The 18,261-nt window shown below is 44.0% G+C and carries 21 protein-coding genes; 15 read left to right on the top strand and 6 right to left on the bottom strand.

All coding sequences use genetic code 11. The features are described 5' to 3' along the window. The first annotated feature begins 299 nt into the window (after positions 1-299). On the top strand, positions 300-1,475 hold the full coding sequence (locus AACQ42_RS11765) for a GGDEF domain-containing protein (protein WP_094165283.1): 1,176 nt from the start codon (positions 300-302) through the stop codon (positions 1,473-1,475). Here the strand turns inward: AACQ42_RS11765 and AACQ42_RS11770 are convergent. Beyond that, complete coding sequence (locus AACQ42_RS11770) at positions 1,456-1,746, bottom strand: hypothetical protein (protein WP_013868082.1); 291 nt, start codon at positions 1,744-1,746, stop codon at positions 1,456-1,458. The genes AACQ42_RS11765 and AACQ42_RS11770 overlap by 20 nt on opposite strands. A gap of 148 nt (positions 1,747-1,894) precedes the next feature. On the opposite strand from AACQ42_RS11770, the gene AACQ42_RS11775 reads away from it, so the two are divergent. Together AACQ42_RS11775 and AACQ42_RS11780 are read left to right on the top strand one after the other, a co-directional pair. Next, the gene (locus AACQ42_RS11775) at positions 1,895-2,743 is read left to right on the top strand and encodes a pirin family protein (protein ID WP_094165285.1); all 849 of its coding nucleotides are present in this window, start codon (positions 1,895-1,897) and stop codon (positions 2,741-2,743) included. A 97-nt stretch (positions 2,744-2,840) separates the two neighbouring features. After that, entirely contained in the window at positions 2,841-3,587 is a 747-nt protein-coding gene (locus AACQ42_RS11780; protein ID WP_094165287.1) for a substrate-binding periplasmic protein, read from the top strand. A gap of 28 nt (positions 3,588-3,615) precedes the next feature. Here AACQ42_RS11780 and ppnP read toward each other — a convergent pair whose 3' ends face one another. Then, the gene (gene ppnP / locus AACQ42_RS11785; protein WP_094165289.1) at positions 3,616-3,897 is read right to left on the bottom strand and encodes a pyrimidine/purine nucleoside phosphorylase; all 282 of its coding nucleotides are present in this window, start codon (positions 3,895-3,897) and stop codon (positions 3,616-3,618) included. A gap of 369 nt (positions 3,898-4,266) precedes the next feature. Here ppnP and AACQ42_RS11790 point away from each other — a divergent pair, with 369 nt between their 5' ends. After that, positions 4,267-4,710, top strand: coding sequence for a DUF2850 domain-containing protein (locus tag AACQ42_RS11790; protein ID WP_176429650.1), 444 nt, complete (start codon positions 4,267-4,269; stop codon positions 4,708-4,710). Between the two features lie 100 nt (positions 4,711-4,810). On the opposite strand, the gene aroG is transcribed toward AACQ42_RS11790, so the two are convergent. Next, the gene (gene aroG, locus AACQ42_RS11795; RefSeq protein ID WP_013868087.1) at positions 4,811-5,863 is read right to left on the bottom strand and encodes a 3-deoxy-7-phosphoheptulonate synthase AroG; all 1,053 of its coding nucleotides are present in this window, start codon (positions 5,861-5,863) and stop codon (positions 4,811-4,813) included. A 299-nt stretch (positions 5,864-6,162) separates the two neighbouring features. Here aroG and AACQ42_RS11800 point away from each other — a divergent pair, with 299 nt between their 5' ends. The 8 genes from AACQ42_RS11800 (at position 6,163) to AACQ42_RS11835 (ending at position 13,527) form a co-directional block, all read left to right on the top strand. Next, positions 6,163-6,882 (top strand): amino acid ABC transporter ATP-binding protein, encoded by a 720-nt coding sequence (locus AACQ42_RS11800; protein WP_047687789.1) that lies wholly within the window; start codon positions 6,163-6,165, stop codon positions 6,880-6,882. Further along, positions 6,882-7,679: an amino acid ABC transporter permease gene (locus AACQ42_RS11805; protein ID WP_094165293.1), complete on the top strand. Its 798-nt coding sequence runs from the start codon at positions 6,882-6,884 to the stop codon at positions 7,677-7,679. Before AACQ42_RS11800 ends, AACQ42_RS11805 begins: the two co-directional genes overlap by 1 nt. Positions 7,680-7,776: 97 nt before the next feature. Next, positions 7,777-8,559 carry a transporter substrate-binding domain-containing protein gene (locus AACQ42_RS11810; protein ID WP_094164470.1) on the top strand — a complete coding sequence of 261 codons (783 nt, stop codon included), beginning with the start codon at positions 7,777-7,779 and terminating at the stop codon, positions 8,557-8,559. A gap of 32 nt (positions 8,560-8,591) precedes the next feature. Continuing rightward, the gene (locus AACQ42_RS11815; RefSeq protein WP_176429651.1) at positions 8,592-9,506 is read left to right on the top strand and encodes an amino acid ABC transporter permease; all 915 of its coding nucleotides are present in this window, start codon (positions 8,592-8,594) and stop codon (positions 9,504-9,506) included. Positions 9,507-9,664: 158 nt separating this feature from the next. Then, positions 9,665-11,368, top strand: a complete 1,704-nt coding sequence (locus AACQ42_RS11820; protein WP_094165297.1) for a phospho-sugar mutase — start codon at positions 9,665-9,667, stop codon at positions 11,366-11,368. 200 nt (positions 11,369-11,568) lie between these two features. Beyond that, the gene (locus AACQ42_RS11825) at positions 11,569-12,402 is read left to right on the top strand and encodes an AraC family transcriptional regulator (RefSeq protein WP_094165299.1); all 834 of its coding nucleotides are present in this window, start codon (positions 11,569-11,571) and stop codon (positions 12,400-12,402) included. A 76-nt stretch (positions 12,403-12,478) separates the two neighbouring features. Next, positions 12,479-13,210: an AzlC family ABC transporter permease gene (locus tag AACQ42_RS11830; RefSeq protein ID WP_026027571.1), complete on the top strand. Its 732-nt coding sequence runs from the start codon at positions 12,479-12,481 to the stop codon at positions 13,208-13,210. Continuing rightward, positions 13,207-13,527: an AzlD domain-containing protein gene (locus AACQ42_RS11835; RefSeq protein ID WP_013868095.1), complete on the top strand. Its 321-nt coding sequence runs from the start codon at positions 13,207-13,209 to the stop codon at positions 13,525-13,527. Before AACQ42_RS11830 ends, AACQ42_RS11835 begins: the two co-directional genes overlap by 4 nt. Positions 13,528-13,585: 58 nt before the next feature. Here AACQ42_RS11835 and AACQ42_RS11840 read toward each other — a convergent pair whose 3' ends face one another. Next, positions 13,586-14,200: a fumarylacetoacetate hydrolase family protein gene (locus tag AACQ42_RS11840; RefSeq protein WP_017047416.1), complete on the bottom strand. Its 615-nt coding sequence runs from the start codon at positions 14,198-14,200 to the stop codon at positions 13,586-13,588. 284 nt (positions 14,201-14,484) lie between these two features. Here AACQ42_RS11840 and AACQ42_RS11845 point away from each other — a divergent pair, with 284 nt between their 5' ends. From AACQ42_RS11845 to AACQ42_RS11855, 3 genes are all read left to right on the top strand, one after another. Next, positions 14,485-15,480, top strand: coding sequence for a porin (locus AACQ42_RS11845; RefSeq protein ID WP_026029056.1), 996 nt, complete (start codon positions 14,485-14,487; stop codon positions 15,478-15,480). Between the two features lie 460 nt (positions 15,481-15,940). Continuing rightward, entirely contained in the window at positions 15,941-16,825 is an 885-nt protein-coding gene (locus tag AACQ42_RS11850; RefSeq protein ID WP_013868098.1) for a DMT family transporter, read from the top strand. Between the two features lie 59 nt (positions 16,826-16,884). Further along, positions 16,885-17,454, top strand: coding sequence for a glutaredoxin domain-containing protein (locus AACQ42_RS11855; protein WP_010320515.1), 570 nt, complete (start codon positions 16,885-16,887; stop codon positions 17,452-17,454). A gap of 195 nt (positions 17,455-17,649) precedes the next feature. On the opposite strand, the gene AACQ42_RS11860 is transcribed toward AACQ42_RS11855, so the two are convergent. Next, positions 17,650-17,784, bottom strand: a complete 135-nt coding sequence (locus AACQ42_RS11860) for a hypothetical protein (protein WP_013868100.1) — start codon at positions 17,782-17,784, stop codon at positions 17,650-17,652. Positions 17,785-17,887: 103 nt separating this feature from the next. Further along, positions 17,888-18,238, bottom strand: coding sequence for a hypothetical protein (locus AACQ42_RS11865; RefSeq protein WP_026027570.1), 351 nt, complete (start codon positions 18,236-18,238; stop codon positions 17,888-17,890). Positions 18,239-18,261: the final 23 nt, after the last annotated feature.

Raw genomic sequence — 18,261 nt, forward strand, 5'->3', positions numbered from 1 at the left:
CGGCTTAGATTTTTTTGCTATATCCACATTTGCTTATATTCATTTTTTTATAAAAAATAATGGCTTAAATAATGACTTATTTGGACAACGTTAAAATAATCGACAAAACATGCTGATAATACAATAAGTTATAAGACCATTGTTCACCGATTATTAATAGCCTAATGACTTAACGAAAACGCAAAATGATTAGCCATTGTATTTTTCAACTTACTCCATGCACTTCGTCCGCAAAACTCTGTTATTTATTCTAGACTTAACTCGGTATCTAATACTTTAGGATAGCATCGAGATCGAGTATGACTGAACTGGTAGGTAGACATTTAGAAGAGATGGCCAATATGCGAGCGTCACGCAAGCGTAGGGTCGTTGCCTTATGCTCGTTTGTGTCTGTGCTACTTTTCGCCTTTTATGGCATTCTTCATTTTCTTGAACAGCAATATTACCTGAGCACTTTTAATTTATTATGCTTGATCGCCATTGCCTCTAATTACCTGTATTTCTACCATCACTCTGATAACACCTCCTATGCCGATTTATTCCTCAGTGCCATCTTGTTAACAAAAGGGGTCATATTACTACTATATGGGCAGCATATGGTCGGCAATGTGCTGTGGTTGTTTCCAATTATTGCGGCGGTGATCTTCATTAATGACTTTCGAATAGGCTTAGTTTTTAGCTGCAGTTTCTTTATGCTAATTGGCGTCTCAGTACAACTCTCCGGAGCCGATATTCTTCCTCAATATCTCCCCATAGATCGGTTTTTTCTCAGTCTCATCGCACTCTGTTGCATGTGTCATATTTCCTCTTACTACTACAACAAAGCGGTTTGCTATATCCAGCATCTTTATCAAGAGGGAATTGAAGACCTTGCCTACACCGACCAACTGACTGGGCTCGCCAATCGTTGGAGTTTCGAAACTTGGGCACGTGAAAGACTCTCCCAGCAGACTGATAAAAAAACCATCACCGCACTCGTCTTTCTAGACATTGATAATTTCAAGTCCATTAATGACAGCTACGGACATGAGGTCGGGGATCGAGTCTTGCAGTATTTCGCCAATCGTTTAAAAAACAACGTCCGAAATAAAGACCGGAAGACCGATAAACACGATTACTCCATCGCGAGATTTGCCGGAGATGAGTTCGTGCTACTACTTTACGATATCAAAACGGTTAAGGATTTGGATGGCGTTCTCAACCGGATTTGTTATCTGTTTGAAGATAAATATCAAGGCTCAGAAATGATCAATAACCTCACCGTCAGCATCGGCGCTGCTTTGTTTCCTTCCGATGCTGATAACTTGGCCGAGCTGACTCGGTGCGCAGACAAAGCGATGTACGCAGCAAAACACAACGGCAAAAATCAATATCAGTATTACCAACATCTTTCACTTGACCATACTGAAGCATCTACTGCAACCCATTCAGCAACAGTGACACCAATAAAGAAAGCTAGCGAGTCATATACATAATCCACAAACCTACTGCACATACCACCACCATCCATGCGGCGTAGCGTGCTGTATTAGGTTTATTTGGTTTAGGGTGAATCACTGGCCTCATTGCCGCACGCCTTGCTGCTTCAACAATGGAAACGTCTTTGTCACTGAGCTGTTCAAGCGTATCGCGATTTTTCTGCGCTTGATTAGCTACCTTGGTAAATCGGTGCATCTGCTCAAGCGTAAAATCCTCTTTGGGATCATAATGCGGATTCTGATCTTCATGTTTGGGCAACATAGACATTGGGCATCCTCCTCGTGATCCAAGCTACTTTAATTATAGCCCCCCTCAAGATATGTTCGAATTTCTCGACGAAGACCTTCAAAACTCAGCGCTCTTCTTTATCAGCACCTTGTCTTAGACTGATGTTATACCGACAAGGAGAATCATTATGCTAACGCAACGTGAAATAAAACAGATAATCCCCGCACAACCCACTTCGGATGGAGATGGCGTAAAAATTAGCCGCGTTGCTGGCTTTAATAATGCTAATTTTTCACCATTTTTAATGCTCGATGAATTTAAATCTGATCAAAAAGCCGATTATATTGGCGGATTCCCTCCTCATCCACACCGAGGAATCGAAACGCTCACTTATATGCTAAATGGGCATTTCCAACATCAAGATCATATGGGTAATGTCGGTGAATTACGCTCTGGAGGTGCCCAATGGATGGCCGCAGGAAGAGGTGTTATTCACAGCGAGATGCCAATCATGACTGAAGGTCAGTTGCACGGTTTTCAGATTTGGATCAATCAGCCTGCTAGCCAAAAAATGGCGCCAGCGCAATACCACGACTTTCAACCCGAAACCATTACCGAATACCACTCCCAAGAGACTGGCCTGCTGAGAGTACTCGCGGGTGATGTCACTTGTGGCAACCAGATAGTAACTGGCCCATTAACAAAAACGGGCGTTAAATTGAGTGTAGCCGACTGGCAAGCAACACCGGGTAGCCAATTAGAGATCGCCACTCCAAATCACTTTAATGTCATGGCATTTACCTACAAAGGCAATGCACAGCTAGGCAGTAAAGTGTTGAAGCAAGGCGAGCTAGCGTTGCTCTCAAAAGGTGAGTTCTTAACATTAAAAGCCAATGATACGAGCGGAGTATTGTTGCTAATGGGGCAACCCATTGATGAACCTGTCGTGCATTATGGGCCGTTTGTAATGAACTCATTTTCTGAGATAGAACAAGCAATTAAAGACTACAACTCAGGTGTGTTTGAACAGTATTAACCATAGGGTAGCCATCCGGCTGATCTTAAGTGTCATTTTGGGGTTCTCAGAAAGTTTGCCTATACTCAAGTAGTAAATTTGACGAGAGGCACGAAATATGTGGGTATTGACTAGAAATATTCTCATTTCATTGGCAGCAGTGCTGATCAGCTCAACGCTTTTTGCTAACACCCTTAAAGCTGATTTTAGGCATCGACCACCAGAAATGGTGATCAGCCCAGATAGTCAAAAAATCAGCGGCCCATTAAAGGAAATCATTGAAGAAGCAGCAAAAAATATAGGCTTCGATATCGAGTGGCGAAACATTCCATTTCCTCGCAGCCTTGCTACTTTAGAAAATGGTACTGTTGACATTGTTCCACGTGTCATACGAACAGCAGACAGAGAAGCATTTGTTCGCTTTATCGGTCCTATAAGTGAGCAAACACGGAATATTGTTTTTGTCACTCGCAGTGATGGGCCAGCAATCAACAATTATCAAGATTTACGAGAGCTAAATGTCGGTGTGAAAAGAGGTACCGCTTATTTCGAAGCGTTTGATCAAGACAAAGAGATAAATAGAACGGTTGTTAATGATGACTTCAACCTAGCAAGAATGCTAGAGGCAAAGAGAATAGATACCGTTATCGTATTGGATTTACCTGCGCTAGAAGTGGAATTAAAAACAATCAATTTTAGTAACTACCAAGTAGCAACCTACTACTATCCAAACACTATCGGCAACTATTACGGTATGCCTAAAAGCCATCCACAAGCGGATGCATTACAAAACGCTCTGTCTGAAATGGTAAAAAGTGGAAGGATCGAAGCTATCTATGCAAAATTTGGCTTAACAGCTCAATAAGAAATAGGGCTTTTAAGCCCTATTTCAACTACAAATATTCGCACAAATAAGCTGTTGCTTCGGCAACTTTCAAATCAAAGGACGAATTCTCAGCGACTTCAAAAGATTCATTCGCTTTAAATGTAGACCAATGTTCATCCCCTAAACGCTTTATCGTTAACGAACCTTTGATGACTTTCATACGCTCAGGAGCGGCCGTGCCAAAGGTGTATTCGCCAGGAGCCATTACGCCCACCGAACTGTCACTACTTTGGTGAGCAAAACCTAAAGATTTAACAGCCCCATCGAAGTATGTGTTTTCTTTGATCATTTCTCTTCCTTGTAAAATAAATCACCAAAATATGGTGAATAACACGTTTGTAAGCCGTTTTATCTGAAATCGTAAAAATACACAAGTGGCAATTGGGATTAAACAAATAGTGAAACGCGACCTATACTGATCAGTAAGTCAACAAAATTCATGATGCAATGTTCATCTTGTCATCCATTAGTACTGGTTTTGGAAAAAAGATCATATTTTCCGGTGTGACATTTGCTAAACCACACGACATATTCCACTCTCTAGCCTTGTTTTAATTGGTTAGCCTTACAAGTACTAGTCGCTGATTGCTTACGTTATGGAGTGGGAATGGCAGTTAAGGGTTTCACGCATGCAAATAAAGCCTCTTCAGGTCACCACATGAAAAAAAAGTGGGTATTAAAAAGTGTTTTTTGGATAGTGCTGTTCACTATCGCAGCTGGTTTTGCCACTTTACTTTTAGTGAGCTATCAAGAGTATACAAGCCCCAAAAATGTCTATGGTTCATGGATCGAAATCGGTACACCCAGCTATAGCACTGAGATTCTCACTCTCAATTCAAATGGCGTGTTTCGAAATAATCGCTTAGTCAGCACTCAGTTTGAATATGATGGGGATAAAATTGTGATTAACACTGGTAGTGGCGTAACCATTTACCAACTTGCTGGGACAACAAACTCCCCTCAACTCAAGCGCATTGAACCTGTAATGCCTTTACAACGCTTTATCAAACAAGGCTATGAAAGCACGGTAGAAAACGATGAAAACGGCGACCCAAGCAAAAATCGTCGTTCAGCATTATCTGAGCATTTTGCACAACCATAGCGCTTAAAGTGACGCGATCAGAGCTGAGTCTAAGCCTAAATAGAAAAGCCCCCAAATCGGGAGCTCTGTTGATACTTTATATTATAGAGTGACGCCATATTTAGCGTGCGCGACGCGCCTCTACGGCACCAGCCAACTGACGCAATACCACTTCAGTGTCATCCCAGCCAATACATGCATCCGTAATCGATTGACCATAAGTGGCCGCACAACCATCCACGAGATCCTGACGTCCTTCAACGAGATGAGACTCAATCATCACACCAAAAATAGCATGTTCACCCGATGCAATCTGCTCGCTCACATCTTGTGATACCACAAGTTGACGCTGGTACTGTTTAGAGCTGTTTGCGTGGCTAAAGTCAATCATCACTTTTTGTGGTAAACCGGAGATTTCTAGTTCCTGCTTGATAGCCGCGACATGTTGAGCGTTGTAGTTTGGCTCTTTACCACCTCGTAGAATGATATGGCAATCAGGGTTGCCTGCCGTTTGAATGATGGCCGAATGACCATACTTAGTGACCGACAAGAAATGGTGCGATGCACTGGCAGAGCGAATCGCATCAGAAGCGATTTTGATATTGCCATCTGTCCCATTTTTGAACCCAACCGGACAAGATAGACCCGATGCGAGTTCACGGTGAACTTGAGATTCTGTTGTACGAGCACCAATAGCACCCCAACTGATAAGGTCAGCCACATACTGCGGTGTGATCATATCCAAAAATTCGCTCGCTGTCGGCATCCCCATATCGGTCAAATCAAGCAGTAACTTACGCGCCATGCGTAAACCATCGTTAATTTTATAGGTATCATTTAAATAAGGGTCGTTAATGAGCCCTTTCCATCCGACGGTCGTACGAGGTTTTTCAAAATAGACACGCATGACAATTTCAAGGCGATCACCTAGTTCATCGCGCAACACTTTAAGACGTTTTCCATATTCAACAGCCGCTTGAGGATCATGAATTGAACATGGGCCAATGATCACCAATAAGCGATCATCTTTATCTTGTAGAATATTATGAATGGCTTCTCGAGCCTGAAATGTGGTTGAAGAAGCAACTTCTGTTGCCGGAAACTTTTCTAGAACCGCAACAGGAGGTAATAACTCTTTAACTCGTTTAATTTTTACATCATCAGTCTGAAACATTGCTTACTTCTTCCTTATTCTTTTCTACTGCCTACCGAACAACGGACAGGTTGGATCTATACGCAGCCTTGCTTTCGGCTCTCCCCTGTAACTTATCTACTAAAAACCACAACTTCAATCATTATTTTCAACAAAAGGCAATATTGGCTACTTTTTTACAAGATTATCATTGCGTAAAAAAATAGTTACACCTTTATGCTGGAACCCACAAATTAACGCTAATATGAGCTTCGTAGGTGCATTATCTCGTTGATATTGCTAAGGTAGGTGATAACAAAATAGCAACAAGATATTCAACCATGAATGCGATAGAGTTTGAAAAAGTAAACAAGTGGTACAATAATTTTCACGCTTTGAAAGACATTACTCTTCAGGTTCGTCGAGGGGAAATCTTAGTCGTTTGTGGCCCTTCAGGCTCAGGAAAATCAACATTAATCCGAACGGTCAATGGGTTAGAAGCTATCACCGCGGGCAAGATCACCCTGAACTCTAACCATTCCGACATCACACAGCCTGCGGGAAAAATCGGTATGGTTTTCCAGCATTTCAACCTTTTCCCTCACTTGACGGTGATTGAAAACCTTATTTTAGCTCCAATTCGTACACTGAAATTGAGTAAGCAAGCCGCAAGACAAAGAGCGAGCCATTTTTTACAGCGAGTTAATATTCTTGACCAAGCTGACAAATATCCGGTGCAATTATCTGGCGGTCAGCAACAGCGTGTTGCCATTGCACGCTCACTCTGTATGCAACCAGAAATTTTATTGTTTGATGAACCCACTTCAGCTCTCGATCCTGAAACCATCCAGGAGGTACTGGATGTCATGGTAGATCTTGCTCAAGATGGCATCACCATGATGTGCGTCACTCATGAAATGGGTTTTGCCCGAAAAGTAGCGGATCGCGTCATTTTTATGGATGAAGGAAGAATTCTCGAGATCGCTACGCCGGAAGAGATATTTCGTCAGCCAAAACACCCAAGAACTCAACAGTTTCTCAACCAAATATTGAGCCATTGATGATAAAAGTACTGATAAAACCGATCTTCTCCGCTCTAGTACAGATAGTTCTATTGCTTGCGGGGATGATATGGCTACTTGATTCTGGCGCACATGCTATGGGTTACCAGTGGCAATGGCATCGTGTGCCTGATTTCATCGCTTTTTACGACGAGGGGGAATGGTGGCCCGCGGAACTGCTCGAAGGGTTAGCCGTCACGGTGCAAATCTCAACGGTCAGCCTATTTTTTACGCTGGTCATTGGCTTAACAACCGCTTTGTTGAAGCTTTCCAATTCTGTGGTAGGGCGTTGGTTGGCCAATATTTATATTGAGCTTATCCGCAACACGCCGCTACTGGTGCAGATATACCTGCTCTATTTTGTGTTTGGCCCAGTGCTGGGCTTAGATCGCTTCTCTACCGCCATTTTAGCTTTGGCACTGTTTCAAGGCGCTTATACTGCCGAAGTGTTTCGCGGTGGTTTAAACAGCATTCCGAAGGGACAGTTTGAAGCAGCTCGAACATTAGGGCTTTCTCGTTTTTATACCTATGTTGATGTGATCTTACCGCAACTTATCCAACGTACATTACCTCCACTGACCAATGAAGTCGTGTCATTAATTAAAAACTCGTCTATCGTCAGTGTGATGGCTATTTTTGACTTAACCACTCAAGGTAGAAATATTGTCTCAGAAACGGCGATGCCATTTGAAATATGGTTTACCGTCGCTGCAATTTATTTACTGTTAACTCTGTCTTTATCAGGGTTTTCAGCATGGTTAGAACACAAACTCGGGGCGCAATGGCGCGCTCAATAATCATCCTTAAAAGGAGAACATCATGCAGCAATCTGCACCAAAAGCGTGGCAACGCGCTGGGTTGAAGGCTATCGCCGCTCTATCGCTCGGGTTGACCATGTTACTAGGGATAACCATTTCCATACCCGCCTTTGCCAGTGAAACGCCTAGCCTTGATAAAATCACTGAACGAGGCACATTGCGTGTGGGTATGTCTACGTTTGTGCCTTGGGCAATGCGCAACAAGCAAGGCGACCTAATTGGCTTTGAAATTGATGTTGCCAAACGTCTTGCTGAAGATTCAGGTTGGAAAGTGGAATTTGTACCTACCGCGTGGGATGGCATTATTCCAGCACTCTTAGCACAAAAATTTGATGTTATTATCGGCGGCATGTCTATCACGCCAGAACGCTCGAAAAGCGTCCTGTTCACTGCTCCCTATTCACATTCAGGAGTACAACTTGCCGCTAATCAGTCCCTCGCTAAAGGATTTTCTACAATAGAAGACTTCAATTCTCGTCGAGTGACTATCGCAGCGCGACGCGGAGCATTTACCGTTCAAGTCGCTCGTGAAACCTTCCCCAAAGCCAAAATTCTGCAATTTGATGACGATGCACAAGCCTTTCAAGAAGTATTAAACGGCCAAGCACACGCCGTGATTGCGTCAAGCCCTAAACCTGAACATGAAACAGTGAAACACAGTGACAAACTGTTCATTCCTTTCAATGAACGGTTGTCCAAAGGAAACGAAGCGTTTGCCGTTCGCTTAGGTGAAGAGGACAAAAAAGCCTTTTTTGATCAATGGATTATTGAACGAACCAATGACGGCTGGTTGAGTGAACGCTACGAATATTGGTTCTCAACGCTAGATTGGCAAAACCAAATCGTCTCAGGGCAATAGCCTGAGGGGCGGATGTGAATAGAACAAAAACCGTGCTGTATGAAAAACGGAACCTTAAACCATGGCTACAATTATCGCTCAATAAGCTCGATTATGCGTTACTCGTAGCACTGTTAGGCTTTGTTATTTGGTTAACGCACCGAGCCGAGCTTGGGGTGAATTATAATTGGCGTTGGCAAGAAGCTTTTGCTCTGATTTTCACTCCCACCAGCAATGGCGACATTCCTTATTTCTTTCAAGGTTTGGTCGCCACTTTGCGCTTAAGTGTCTGGGCGATGGTGCTGGCCCTTGTGTTAGGCACACTGCTTGGCGTAGCACGCCACTCTCAGTTTTCGTGGTTCAGAATTCCGGCTAACGCTTTTGTGCAATTAGTTAGGAACATTCCGCCGCTGGTTTTCGTGTTCATTTTTTATTTTTTTGTCTCCAATCAACTGATCCCGTTGTTGGGCCTAGAAAACCTACTACGGGAACACCATGATCCAACCAATGCCATTCAGCATTGGCTGTTTGGTCCTTCTCATCTATGGGAAAATTTGTTCTCTGGAATTGTGTGTATTGGGATGCTTTCATCGGCCTACATCGCTGAAGTTGTTCGTTCAGGTTTGGCCGGAATCGCTCAAGGTCAATGGGAAGCAGCGCACTCTTTAGGGCTGTCTCGATGGGTAAAATACCGATACGTCATTGCCCCTCAAGTATTGGCGGCGATCACGCCGGCTTTGGCTGGGCAAGCGATTTCTTTGGTCAAAGATTCTTCGATTGTGTCGCTAATTTCAATTCAAGAAATGACGTTTGTTGGCACAGAAATCGCTAACTCTTCTGGGCTTATTTTTGAAATATGGTTGTTAGTGGGCGGTGCATACTTGGGTTTATGTTTAAGCCTCTCTTTACTGTTTAGGCGGCTCGAGCTACACAGTTTACGCCATCTCTCGCTTCATCACTCTAACTAGATAACACGGAATTTGTCAGCGTCAGTTGCGCAACCAATCAAAGAGAAGCAACACGTGATGAGAAACAAAATAAGAACGATGTTTAGCGATTGCGCCCCCATTATTGAGAATGAATATCAGTTAGAATCAATTCAACATGAATGTAAGAAGGTGAAACCATGATGCAACACGTTTCCGAATGGTTAGAAAAAGATCCCGATCCTAAAACTCGCCAAGAACTACAAGCACTAGTCGATCAGCATCAGTTAGATGAGATAAAAGATCGCTTTCAATCACGTCTTGAGTTTGGCACCGCTGGTTTACGCGGCATGGTGGGATGCGGCCCTAATCGTATGAACCGCCTGGTAATTCAAGAAACGGCGACGGGTTTAGGGCACTATCTCATTCAGCAAGTCAGCAATGCCAAAACACGTGGGGTGGTGATTGGCTATGATGGCCGGCCAGATTCTCAGCAATTTGCACATGATACCGCATCGGTACTCGCCGCTCTGGGGATCAAAGTGTATCTCACGCATAAAGTGGCACCGACCCCTGTAGTCGCTTTTGGGGTAAAACACTTTAATGCCGCCGCCGCCGTCGTAGTCACCGCCAGTCACAACCCACCCGAATACAATGGTTTCAAGGTGTACTGGGAAAATGGTGCCCAGATTATCCCACCTCACGATTCAGGTATTGCAGCAGAAATCGACTTAGCGGCAACTCGAGCTATTTCTCTGATGCCGTTAGACAACGCGCACCAACAAGGCCTTTTGCAATGGCTAACAGAAGAGTATTACCAAACTTACCGTCGTACCCTCAATCAAAGCCCATTGTTGAACCACCACACTGATCCGCAATGCCTTACCATTGCGTATACCGCGATGCATGGTGTCGGCGCTGAGATGGCTGAAACTTTGCTGCATGACGCTGGGTTTACCCATGTCATCAGTGTGAAAGAACAACGCGAACCAGATGGCCGTTTCCCGACCGTCAACTTCCCGAACCCTGAAGAGCCGGGGGCGATGGATATGGTTATCGCGTTAGCTCATGCTGAAAATGCACAACTGGCCTGCGCCAACGACCCAGATGCCGACCGATTTGCTGTTGCCGTACAACGAGCGGATGGTCAATACCAAATGCTGACTGGCGATCAAGTTGGCACACTATTTGGGGACTATTTGCTCTCCAAAACCGATGCCTCAAAGCAGTTGGTTGGCAACACCATCGTCTCATCCAGTTTACTCGGTAATATTGCGCAGGCGAAAGGTGCAAAATACTACCAAACCTTGACTGGCTTTAAATGGTTGACTAACGTGGCGATGCAACAACAAAGCGATGAACAGCAGTTCTTATTCGCCTATGAAGAAGCATTGGGTTACACCATAGGGCAAAGCGTTTGGGATAAAGATGGCCTTTCGGCCATGGTGGCATTTGCACAACTAGCGGCCGAATTATACAGCCAAGGTAAGACTATTTGGGATCAACTCGAAACCATTTACCGCCAGCACGGTTTTTACATTAATGCACAACGTAGCATTAAGTTAGACCCTAACTCACCGCCGATCGGTGATAAGCTTCGCGCCACACCGCCAACGGAAATCGCCGGTCGAAAAGTGCTCATGATCGACGATCTCAAATCACTAACACGTTATATTGCCGATGGAACAACGCAAGTGATTCAACTTCCTGCTAGCGATGTATTGACCTATCACTTGGAAGGCGGAGCGAGAGTGATTGTCCGCCCGTCGGGCACTGAGCCTAAATTGAAATGCTATTACGAGGTCGTCGGAACCTTTGAAGCAGGAGAAGATTTCGCCAGCGCCGAGAAAAAATCCGACGAGCAAATGGCGATGCTCATCGCAGAACACCAGCACAGCTTGTAGCGCTCACTGCCGGACAAGCACAACGAAATAACAGGCCGTCTTCAGTTCATTGTTGGCGGCATTTTTATTTCATCTTTTTAGGTTGCGCACCATCGCGACACTCTTTTGCCTTCAGTGGATAACACGATATGCGCAATTTTGTACAAAACCATTCTGAATAAATCGGCTACACTGGTTGTTGCAAAAAGGTAGGATATGAAATGCCCAAGCAGAAAAGCAAAAAGAGAGAACTAGCCAAGTTTTATATCGCTAATGAACTTGGCGGAATTGAGCTTCTCGATGCACAATACGAAACACAAAACTTTTCGCGCCACAGCCACGAAGGATACACGGTTGGAGTAATTGAACGCGGTGCTCAACGATTTTACCGCACCGGTGGTCATCATATTGCTCCACAAGACAGCATTATTTTGGTTAATGCCGAAGAAATCCATAATGGCCATTCTGCTGTAGAAGGTGGTTGGGCCTATAAAGCCATGTATCCACTTCCAGAACAATTTAGTACCGTGCTTCAAGAGTTAGGTTCTTTTAGCTCATGCGCTCCTTATTTTCCAGAACCCGTAGTCTACGATCCTGAATTAGCAAACCAATTTCGTTTAGTTTTTGATACGTTAGAGCAGTCGAGTAACCGTCTATTACGCGAAACATTAGTGTACGCGACCCTAACCAAACTGGTAGCACGTCATGCCAAAAGTCCTCCGATCTCAGTACCTAAAACTAAAATTCAGCAGTCGCTCTATACGGTTAAAGAATTCTTAGATGACTTTCCCCAGGCCGATGTCTCATTAGAAGATTTATCAAAACTAGCTGGAGTTAGCCCCTATCATTTGGTTCGTTCATTTCAAAAAATGTATGGCTTCCCACCGCATGCCTATCAAATTCAAGCGCGGTTGCGTTATGCTAAAACACTATTGAGAAGTGGTCATCCCATTTCAGATGCTGCGCAAGAATCTGGGTTTCATGACCAAAGTCATCTACATCGCCACTTTAAGCGTGCAATGGGCTTAACGCCAAAACAGTTCTTAGCCAAATAGCAAGCGCAATTTTGTACAATCACTTGACCCAACCTTGTGGCTTGATAGATTCATCACTTCCAGCAAAGGAATTACTATGGATAGCACACTATTGAACCACGTACATTTAGAACCTCGAGGTCGCCTCTTTGGGCAAGGCGCACTGGCCATGCTACCGCTGAGTATTGCCGTTTTACCATGGGGCTTATTGGCGGGATCATTTGCGATTGAAAGTGGCCTGACCGTATTAGAGAGCCAAGCACTCTCTGCGGTTTTATTTGCAGGCTCAGCGCAACTCGTCGCCACGGGGATGTTTAAAACAGGTGCAGGGCTGTTGACTCTGCTGATCACCACATTTTTCATCACTTCTCGCCATTTTCTCTACAGCGTTTCCATGCGCAGCAAAATCAGCCCACTCCCGACACGTTGGCGTTTAATTCTGGGTTTTCTGCTCACTGATGAGCTGTTTGCGGTCTGCGGACAACAAAATGAAAAACAGTTTAACCGTTGGTACGCGCTTGGTGCAGGTTTAAGCTTCTATTTAGTTTGGAATTTGGCCACACTGGTCGGCATTATTGCGGGTAGCTACATCCCCGCTTTAAACGAGTTGGGGTTGGAATTTGCAGTCGCGGCTACTTTTATCGCCATTGTCATTCCGAACATTAAAAACATACCGATACTCGTTGCTGTCATCAGTGCCCTAGTGTTATCGGTAAGCCTGACTCTTTGGCAAGTTGAAGGTAGCTTAATGCTAGCAAGCATTGGCGCAATGTGTGCAGGTTATGTTTCTGAAGTTTTACTCTGTTCGAGCAGGAGGAACCAACGATGATTCTGCTTTCTATCCTCGCCATGACCGCTTTGGTCTTTATGAGCCGTTATCTGTTCTTAGAGCCTAAATTACCGCTGCGTCTCAACCCAGTTATCCAGCGCTTACTCACTTATTCTAGCCCTGCTGTATTAACTGCTATTTGGGCTCCGATTGTGTTCCTGCCAGAGCAAACACTTTGGCTTGATCGCCATAATCCCTACTTGTGGGCCGCAGCATTAGCGGGACTGATTGCATGGAAAACCAAGAATGTCCTGCTGACCACGATCATCAGCATGGCGACTTTCTTTTTGCTAAATTTAACGCTCTTAGCCCATTAAAGACAGAGGCTGCGGTGAATACTGATAATAACCGCAGCCCGAATCGCGCAAATCAGTTTTATTGCGCTAGCCATTCAATCTCGATTAAGGTCTGCTCTCCACATTTAAGACGCCCTAAAAAGAGATCGCCACAATGTACTTCTCCAACGCCTTGTGGTGTTCCGGTCATCACAACGTCACCATCACGCAGCGATGTGTAAGATTTTAGCTCTTCTAAAATGATGGCGGGTGAATAGATCATTTGATTTACACCGCCGCACTGAACCCGAACACAATTGATGAATAGCTCTAACTGCAACTTATTGATGTCGATACCATGCAATGGCACAAATCGGCTAAGTACTGCTGAACCGTCAAATGCTTTCGCCCGCTCCCAAGGTAAACCTTTTGCTTTAAGCTGAGATTGCAGTACCCGCTTAGTCAGATCTAACCCTAAACCAACCGCGCTGTATTGACCTTTTTTGATCAAAAAACAAATTTCAGCTTCATAGTGAAGCGTCTCTTGGTGAAACGAGGATAGAGTGGTTGTGATGCTCGTATTGGGTTTATTAAACACCACCATTTGTTCTGGCATTGTGTTATTAAGCTCTTGAATATGTTCAATATAGTTCCGTCCAACACACAACACTTTAGACGGGGTTATCTTCTGTTTATCCAAACGAACCGAATACATATACTCTTCCTTGAGATGACTAAGATCGTCGAGTTTACCTCATCTACAGCGCGAGTGAATGGATTTGCATCTTCATTAGATAAAAGTAAGATCTTCGACTCAAAATTCATGGCACCTTGACTATTTTGAACATCACTACATAACATTCTCTTTAATAAATCATCAATAAAAACAACATGTAAACATCATGAATCAGTAATTAAACATTCATTTAAAACATCTACTTTACTCACATCAAACCGTTCGAGCACTGAAGCTCATTGATTATGGATAAGGTAAATAAAATGAAAAAAGCAACAATCGCAACCGCAATTCTTACAGCATTGGTATCAGGTTCTTCTTTTGCTGCGACCGTTTACAAAGCGGATGGAAATGAGCTTAAAGTTGGTGGACGTGCAGAATTTCGTGGCGATTTCGGTGGTGATGACAAAGGCAAAGAAATTGAAGGCACGATGAAAAACAAAAGCCGTGCGCGTTTGAACATTACAGGTTCAACAGAAATCTCTGACTCTTTGAAAGGTTTTGCAACCTATGAAGCAGAGCAAACGGTTAATTCCTCCGCCAGCAACGATAAGAATTCTGATTTCAACCAACGTTACCTATTTGCAGGTTTACAAGCTGATTTTGGTGCTATTTCTGTCGGCCGCCAAGATACGGCTGGCGTGCAAATTTCTCAAATGTCAGACATCGGTACTTATACTGGCGCTCAAAAAGAGTTCATCAACGCAGGTAATGAGCAAATCAACAACACCTTCCTCTACGCAGGTACATTTGATGCCCTCAATGTGAAAGCAAGCTTTATTGCAGGCGAAGAAAAAGACACCGATGGCTTCGGTCTTTCTGCAATTTATAACTTACCTATCGGCCTTGGTTTAGGCTTGGGCTACGCAAGCAACGATAATGGCACAGGCCAAGGTGCAGCGAATCAAATTATTGCCGGTGTGAATTACACGTTGGACGATTTGTACTTAGGCCTGACCTATACACAAGGGGATTTGGACGATAAAGCGAAGAGCGAATTCAACGGGATTGAATTTGCTGCGCAATACAAAATCACAAGTAACTTCCGCTTGATTGGTGTGTATCAAAAAACGGAAAATGAAACTGCAAACGTCACAACGACGAAAAGTGATTTTGCTGAGTTGACAGGGCGTTATGATTTCAATAAATCAATCTACACTTACGTTGCCTACAAAATGAACAACCTAGATAAAAAAGACCTCGGCACTGCGTATGATGCAAAAGACTCTATTCGCCTAGGCCTACGTTACAACTTCTAATTTTAATTATACGAACGCATATACTCCCTAAGGATTTTGTCCTTTTGGCCAGGCACCCGCTTGGCCTTTTTTATTTTCCGCATTGCACCACAATGAAACACATTGCACTAGGCTAGACCATACTTAACAGAGCCAAAAATATAAGTTCACTATTTTTCAATAAGTTAAAGGTGGCACACAACCTGCTATGTAATAAGTACAAATGCATGGCAGCGTTTGTGCTTCTTTTCAGTGCTAAGGCAGAGCACTGGCCGTTCATGTTCTTTCGCCCTCTTTTTAGGGGGCTTTTTTTATCCCATCACCACAGCCCATACGCAAAATGTTTGGCGTTTCAGACAAGTGGAAATCAGCAGGGATAACACTTGCTCAAATTTATTGAACCACTCCATTCATTTCAGAGATTGGTTTAACGCTGATAAGTCAGTATGATTCAACGACTTTTTCTATAACCCTCTTCTCTATGACCAAAATACTTCACCACCCAATCCAAGGAGCAAGTTGGATGCTAATCGCAGGCCTCGCCTTTGCGATAGTCAATAGCCTTGCTCAAGTCGCCAGTATCAATTATGGCCTGTCATCTACCACGGTGGCGCTGGTTCAATATGCCATCGCGTTAGTCGTTATTTTGCCGTATTTATCAACGTTAGGGATCCGCTACTCGCTGCGCACCGAGCATTTAAGCATGCATATTTTCCGTGTGTTTTTATCTGTGATTGGCATACAACTCTGGTTATGGGCACTCGCCTATCCCGTACCCATTTGGCAAGGTATTGCACTGCTGATGACCTCTCCTCTGTTTGCCACGATTGGCTCAGGCCTTTTTTTAAAAGAGAAAGTGGGTACAGCGCGCTGGGGAGCAACATTAACTGGCTTTGTCGGGGCGATGATCATCCTTGAACCTTGGGCTGACGATTTCAACTGGGCATCGTTGCTGCCTGTTGGCGCGGCATTTTTTTGGGCTTGTTACTCTTTGATGGTGAAAAAACTGTCTGCCCATGACTCACCGTCTACTATGGTGGTCTACCTTTTAGTACTGATCACACCGTTCAATCTACTGCTCGCTTTACCAGATTGGCAAACACCTCAAGGAAGCACTCTATGGCTCATATTGCTTTTTGCGGGTGCGATGACAGCACTGGCTCAATGGGCGATCGTTAAAGCCTATGCGGTGGCAGATGCGTCTTTTGTGCAACCTTTTGATCACGCGAAGCTGCCACTGAATGTTTTGGCGGGTTGGTTAGTGTTTGGCTGGGCACCACCCGGGCGATTATGGCTTGGCGCTGCCATCATTATCGCTTCAGTGGCCTTTATTACTCACTGGGAAACAAAAAAATCTTCGCGTTGAAATAAAAAGTCACTCAACTCTTTCCTATTCTCTAAGCAATGCTTCTTGAGGAAAACACGATGGCAAAACCGATAAAAATCACACTATACCGATGGGCTGGAAGTTGGGGCCCATTTAAAGTCACCATCCCTTGCGGCGAGTGTACGCTCACCAAGGACATTTTGACTGACACCTTCAACAATGAACTGGAGGGCATTCCCATCGAGTTAGAAGTCAAAGACTGGCTATCGTACTGGTGGGAACCCTTGAAACTTGGCGCATGGCACGCCCCAATATTGGTCGTTGAAGGTAAAGTGATCAGCCAAGGAGAAGCGTTAAATCGAGGTGTTTTGGTTCAATCGGTGATCAAAGAATGGGCACAACGTGACGAGTTAACTGGCAATATTGTGTATGGAAAAGCCACTTGCCCGTACTGCGTAAAAGCAAAGAAATTGCTGGATGAAGCGGGAATTCAATACACCTATCATGATGTCGTCAAAGAAAGTGCGGCGCTGTACCGGATGATCCCAGAAGTTAAAGCCATCATCGGTCAAAAAACGCCCGTCACCGTGCCACAAATTTGGCTAGAAAGCCGCTATATCGGCGGGTGTGATAAATTGGAAGATTGGCTAACCAAAAAAAGTCAGTAGTGCCCCAGAGCATCTGGTTACTTTAGAAGAAAAAGTACTGACGCCTCAGAAACCGCCGACTCTTTAGTCAGTAATGGTATACGGGCTCTTTGTGGACGAATGGTGGACGAATTTGCACAGTCATTTTTACCCCAGTAAATAAAGCAAAGCCCCAGCTTGTTACCAAGCTAGGGCTTTTTGATTCTTAGGCATTCACTATTTGCTGAATTTCTTCACTAGCGTTTTAATGAAAGACTTTTTCTTTGCTTGTGGTTTGCCATGCATTGCATCATACATCGCTTTTTTTGCGATCAGTTGACCAACGTAAGCACCACCTAATTCATAACCCATGAATCACCTCAACATGTAATTTATTTACCTAACGAGGTGTATATTAGTCCAAAAAAGAACAAAAACAAGACCCGAGTCACAAAATAAAGTAATTAATTTTCAGTTAACCGCGTTTAGGCTGCTTATAGGTTTTACCAGCAGCCAAGTAAGTTTCTTTCTGCTTAACTTCAAACATGGTTTCAAAAAACCAAGCAACAAACTTAATAACGTCATCGCCTTCATTCATAATGTGTTCGACAAACTCTTCTTCTTCACCTTGCTCATTTTCTTGCAACACGACGTGGTAAATGCGTTGCTCCCCATCCACTTCGGCTAAAGCAAACTGACCCACTAACGATAAGGCTGCTTCAGCAATATCTTGATCTTCAAATACTTTCAGCATATCTAACGCTTGAGGAAGTGTTTTTTGCTCGCACAAGCTTTTGACTAATGCTTGAAATTCATCTTGTTGCATTGATTTTTCCGTCGAATTAATGT

Source organism: Vibrio sp. V12_P9A6T4, from assembly GCF_963874835.1.
In the GTDB taxonomy this organism is placed as follows: Bacteria; Pseudomonadota; Gammaproteobacteria; order Enterobacterales; family Vibrionaceae; genus Vibrio; species Vibrio anguillarum.

Excerpts from the sequence above, each read along its gene's own strand:
- AACQ42_RS11865 (WP_026027570.1), bottom strand. The coding sequence starts at position 18,238 with ATGCAACAAGATGAATTTCAAGCATTAGTCAAAAGCTTGTGCGAGCAA.
- AACQ42_RS11805 (WP_094165293.1), top strand. The coding sequence starts at position 6,882 with ATGATAAAAGTACTGATAAAACCGATCTTCTCCGCTCTAGTACAGATA.
- AACQ42_RS11855 (WP_010320515.1), top strand. The coding sequence starts at position 16,885 with ATGGCAAAACCGATAAAAATCACACTATACCGATGGGCTGGAAGTTGG.
- AACQ42_RS11840 (WP_017047416.1), bottom strand. The coding sequence starts at position 14,200 with ATGTATTCGGTTCGTTTGGATAAACAGAAGATAACCCCGTCTAAAGTG.
- AACQ42_RS11790 (WP_176429650.1), top strand. The coding sequence starts at position 4,267 with ATGAAAAAAAAGTGGGTATTAAAAAGTGTTTTTTGGATAGTGCTGTTC.
- AACQ42_RS11850 (WP_013868098.1), top strand. The coding sequence starts at position 15,941 with ATGACCAAAATACTTCACCACCCAATCCAAGGAGCAAGTTGGATGCTA.
- ppnP (WP_094165289.1), bottom strand. The coding sequence starts at position 3,897 with ATGATCAAAGAAAACACATACTTCGATGGGGCTGTTAAATCTTTAGGT.
- aroG (WP_013868087.1), bottom strand. The coding sequence starts at position 5,863 with ATGTTTCAGACTGATGATGTAAAAATTAAACGAGTTAAAGAGTTATTA.
- AACQ42_RS11830 (WP_026027571.1), top strand. The coding sequence starts at position 12,479 with ATGGATAGCACACTATTGAACCACGTACATTTAGAACCTCGAGGTCGC.
- AACQ42_RS11800 (WP_047687789.1), top strand. The coding sequence starts at position 6,163 with ATGAATGCGATAGAGTTTGAAAAAGTAAACAAGTGGTACAATAATTTT.
- AACQ42_RS11820 (WP_094165297.1), top strand. The coding sequence starts at position 9,665 with ATGATGCAACACGTTTCCGAATGGTTAGAAAAAGATCCCGATCCTAAA.
- AACQ42_RS11775 (WP_094165285.1), top strand. The coding sequence starts at position 1,895 with ATGCTAACGCAACGTGAAATAAAACAGATAATCCCCGCACAACCCACT.
- AACQ42_RS11835 (WP_013868095.1), top strand. The coding sequence starts at position 13,207 with ATGATTCTGCTTTCTATCCTCGCCATGACCGCTTTGGTCTTTATGAGC.
- AACQ42_RS11780 (WP_094165287.1), top strand. The coding sequence starts at position 2,841 with ATGTGGGTATTGACTAGAAATATTCTCATTTCATTGGCAGCAGTGCTG.
- AACQ42_RS11860 (WP_013868100.1), bottom strand. The coding sequence starts at position 17,784 with ATGGGTTATGAATTAGGTGGTGCTTACGTTGGTCAACTGATCGCAAAA.
- AACQ42_RS11810 (WP_094164470.1), top strand. The coding sequence starts at position 7,777 with ATGTTACTAGGGATAACCATTTCCATACCCGCCTTTGCCAGTGAAACG.
- AACQ42_RS11825 (WP_094165299.1), top strand. The coding sequence starts at position 11,569 with ATGCCCAAGCAGAAAAGCAAAAAGAGAGAACTAGCCAAGTTTTATATC.
- AACQ42_RS11770 (WP_013868082.1), bottom strand. The coding sequence starts at position 1,746 with ATGTCTATGTTGCCCAAACATGAAGATCAGAATCCGCATTATGATCCC.
- AACQ42_RS11765 (WP_094165283.1), top strand. The coding sequence starts at position 300 with ATGACTGAACTGGTAGGTAGACATTTAGAAGAGATGGCCAATATGCGA.
- AACQ42_RS11845 (WP_026029056.1), top strand. The coding sequence starts at position 14,485 with ATGAAAAAAGCAACAATCGCAACCGCAATTCTTACAGCATTGGTATCA.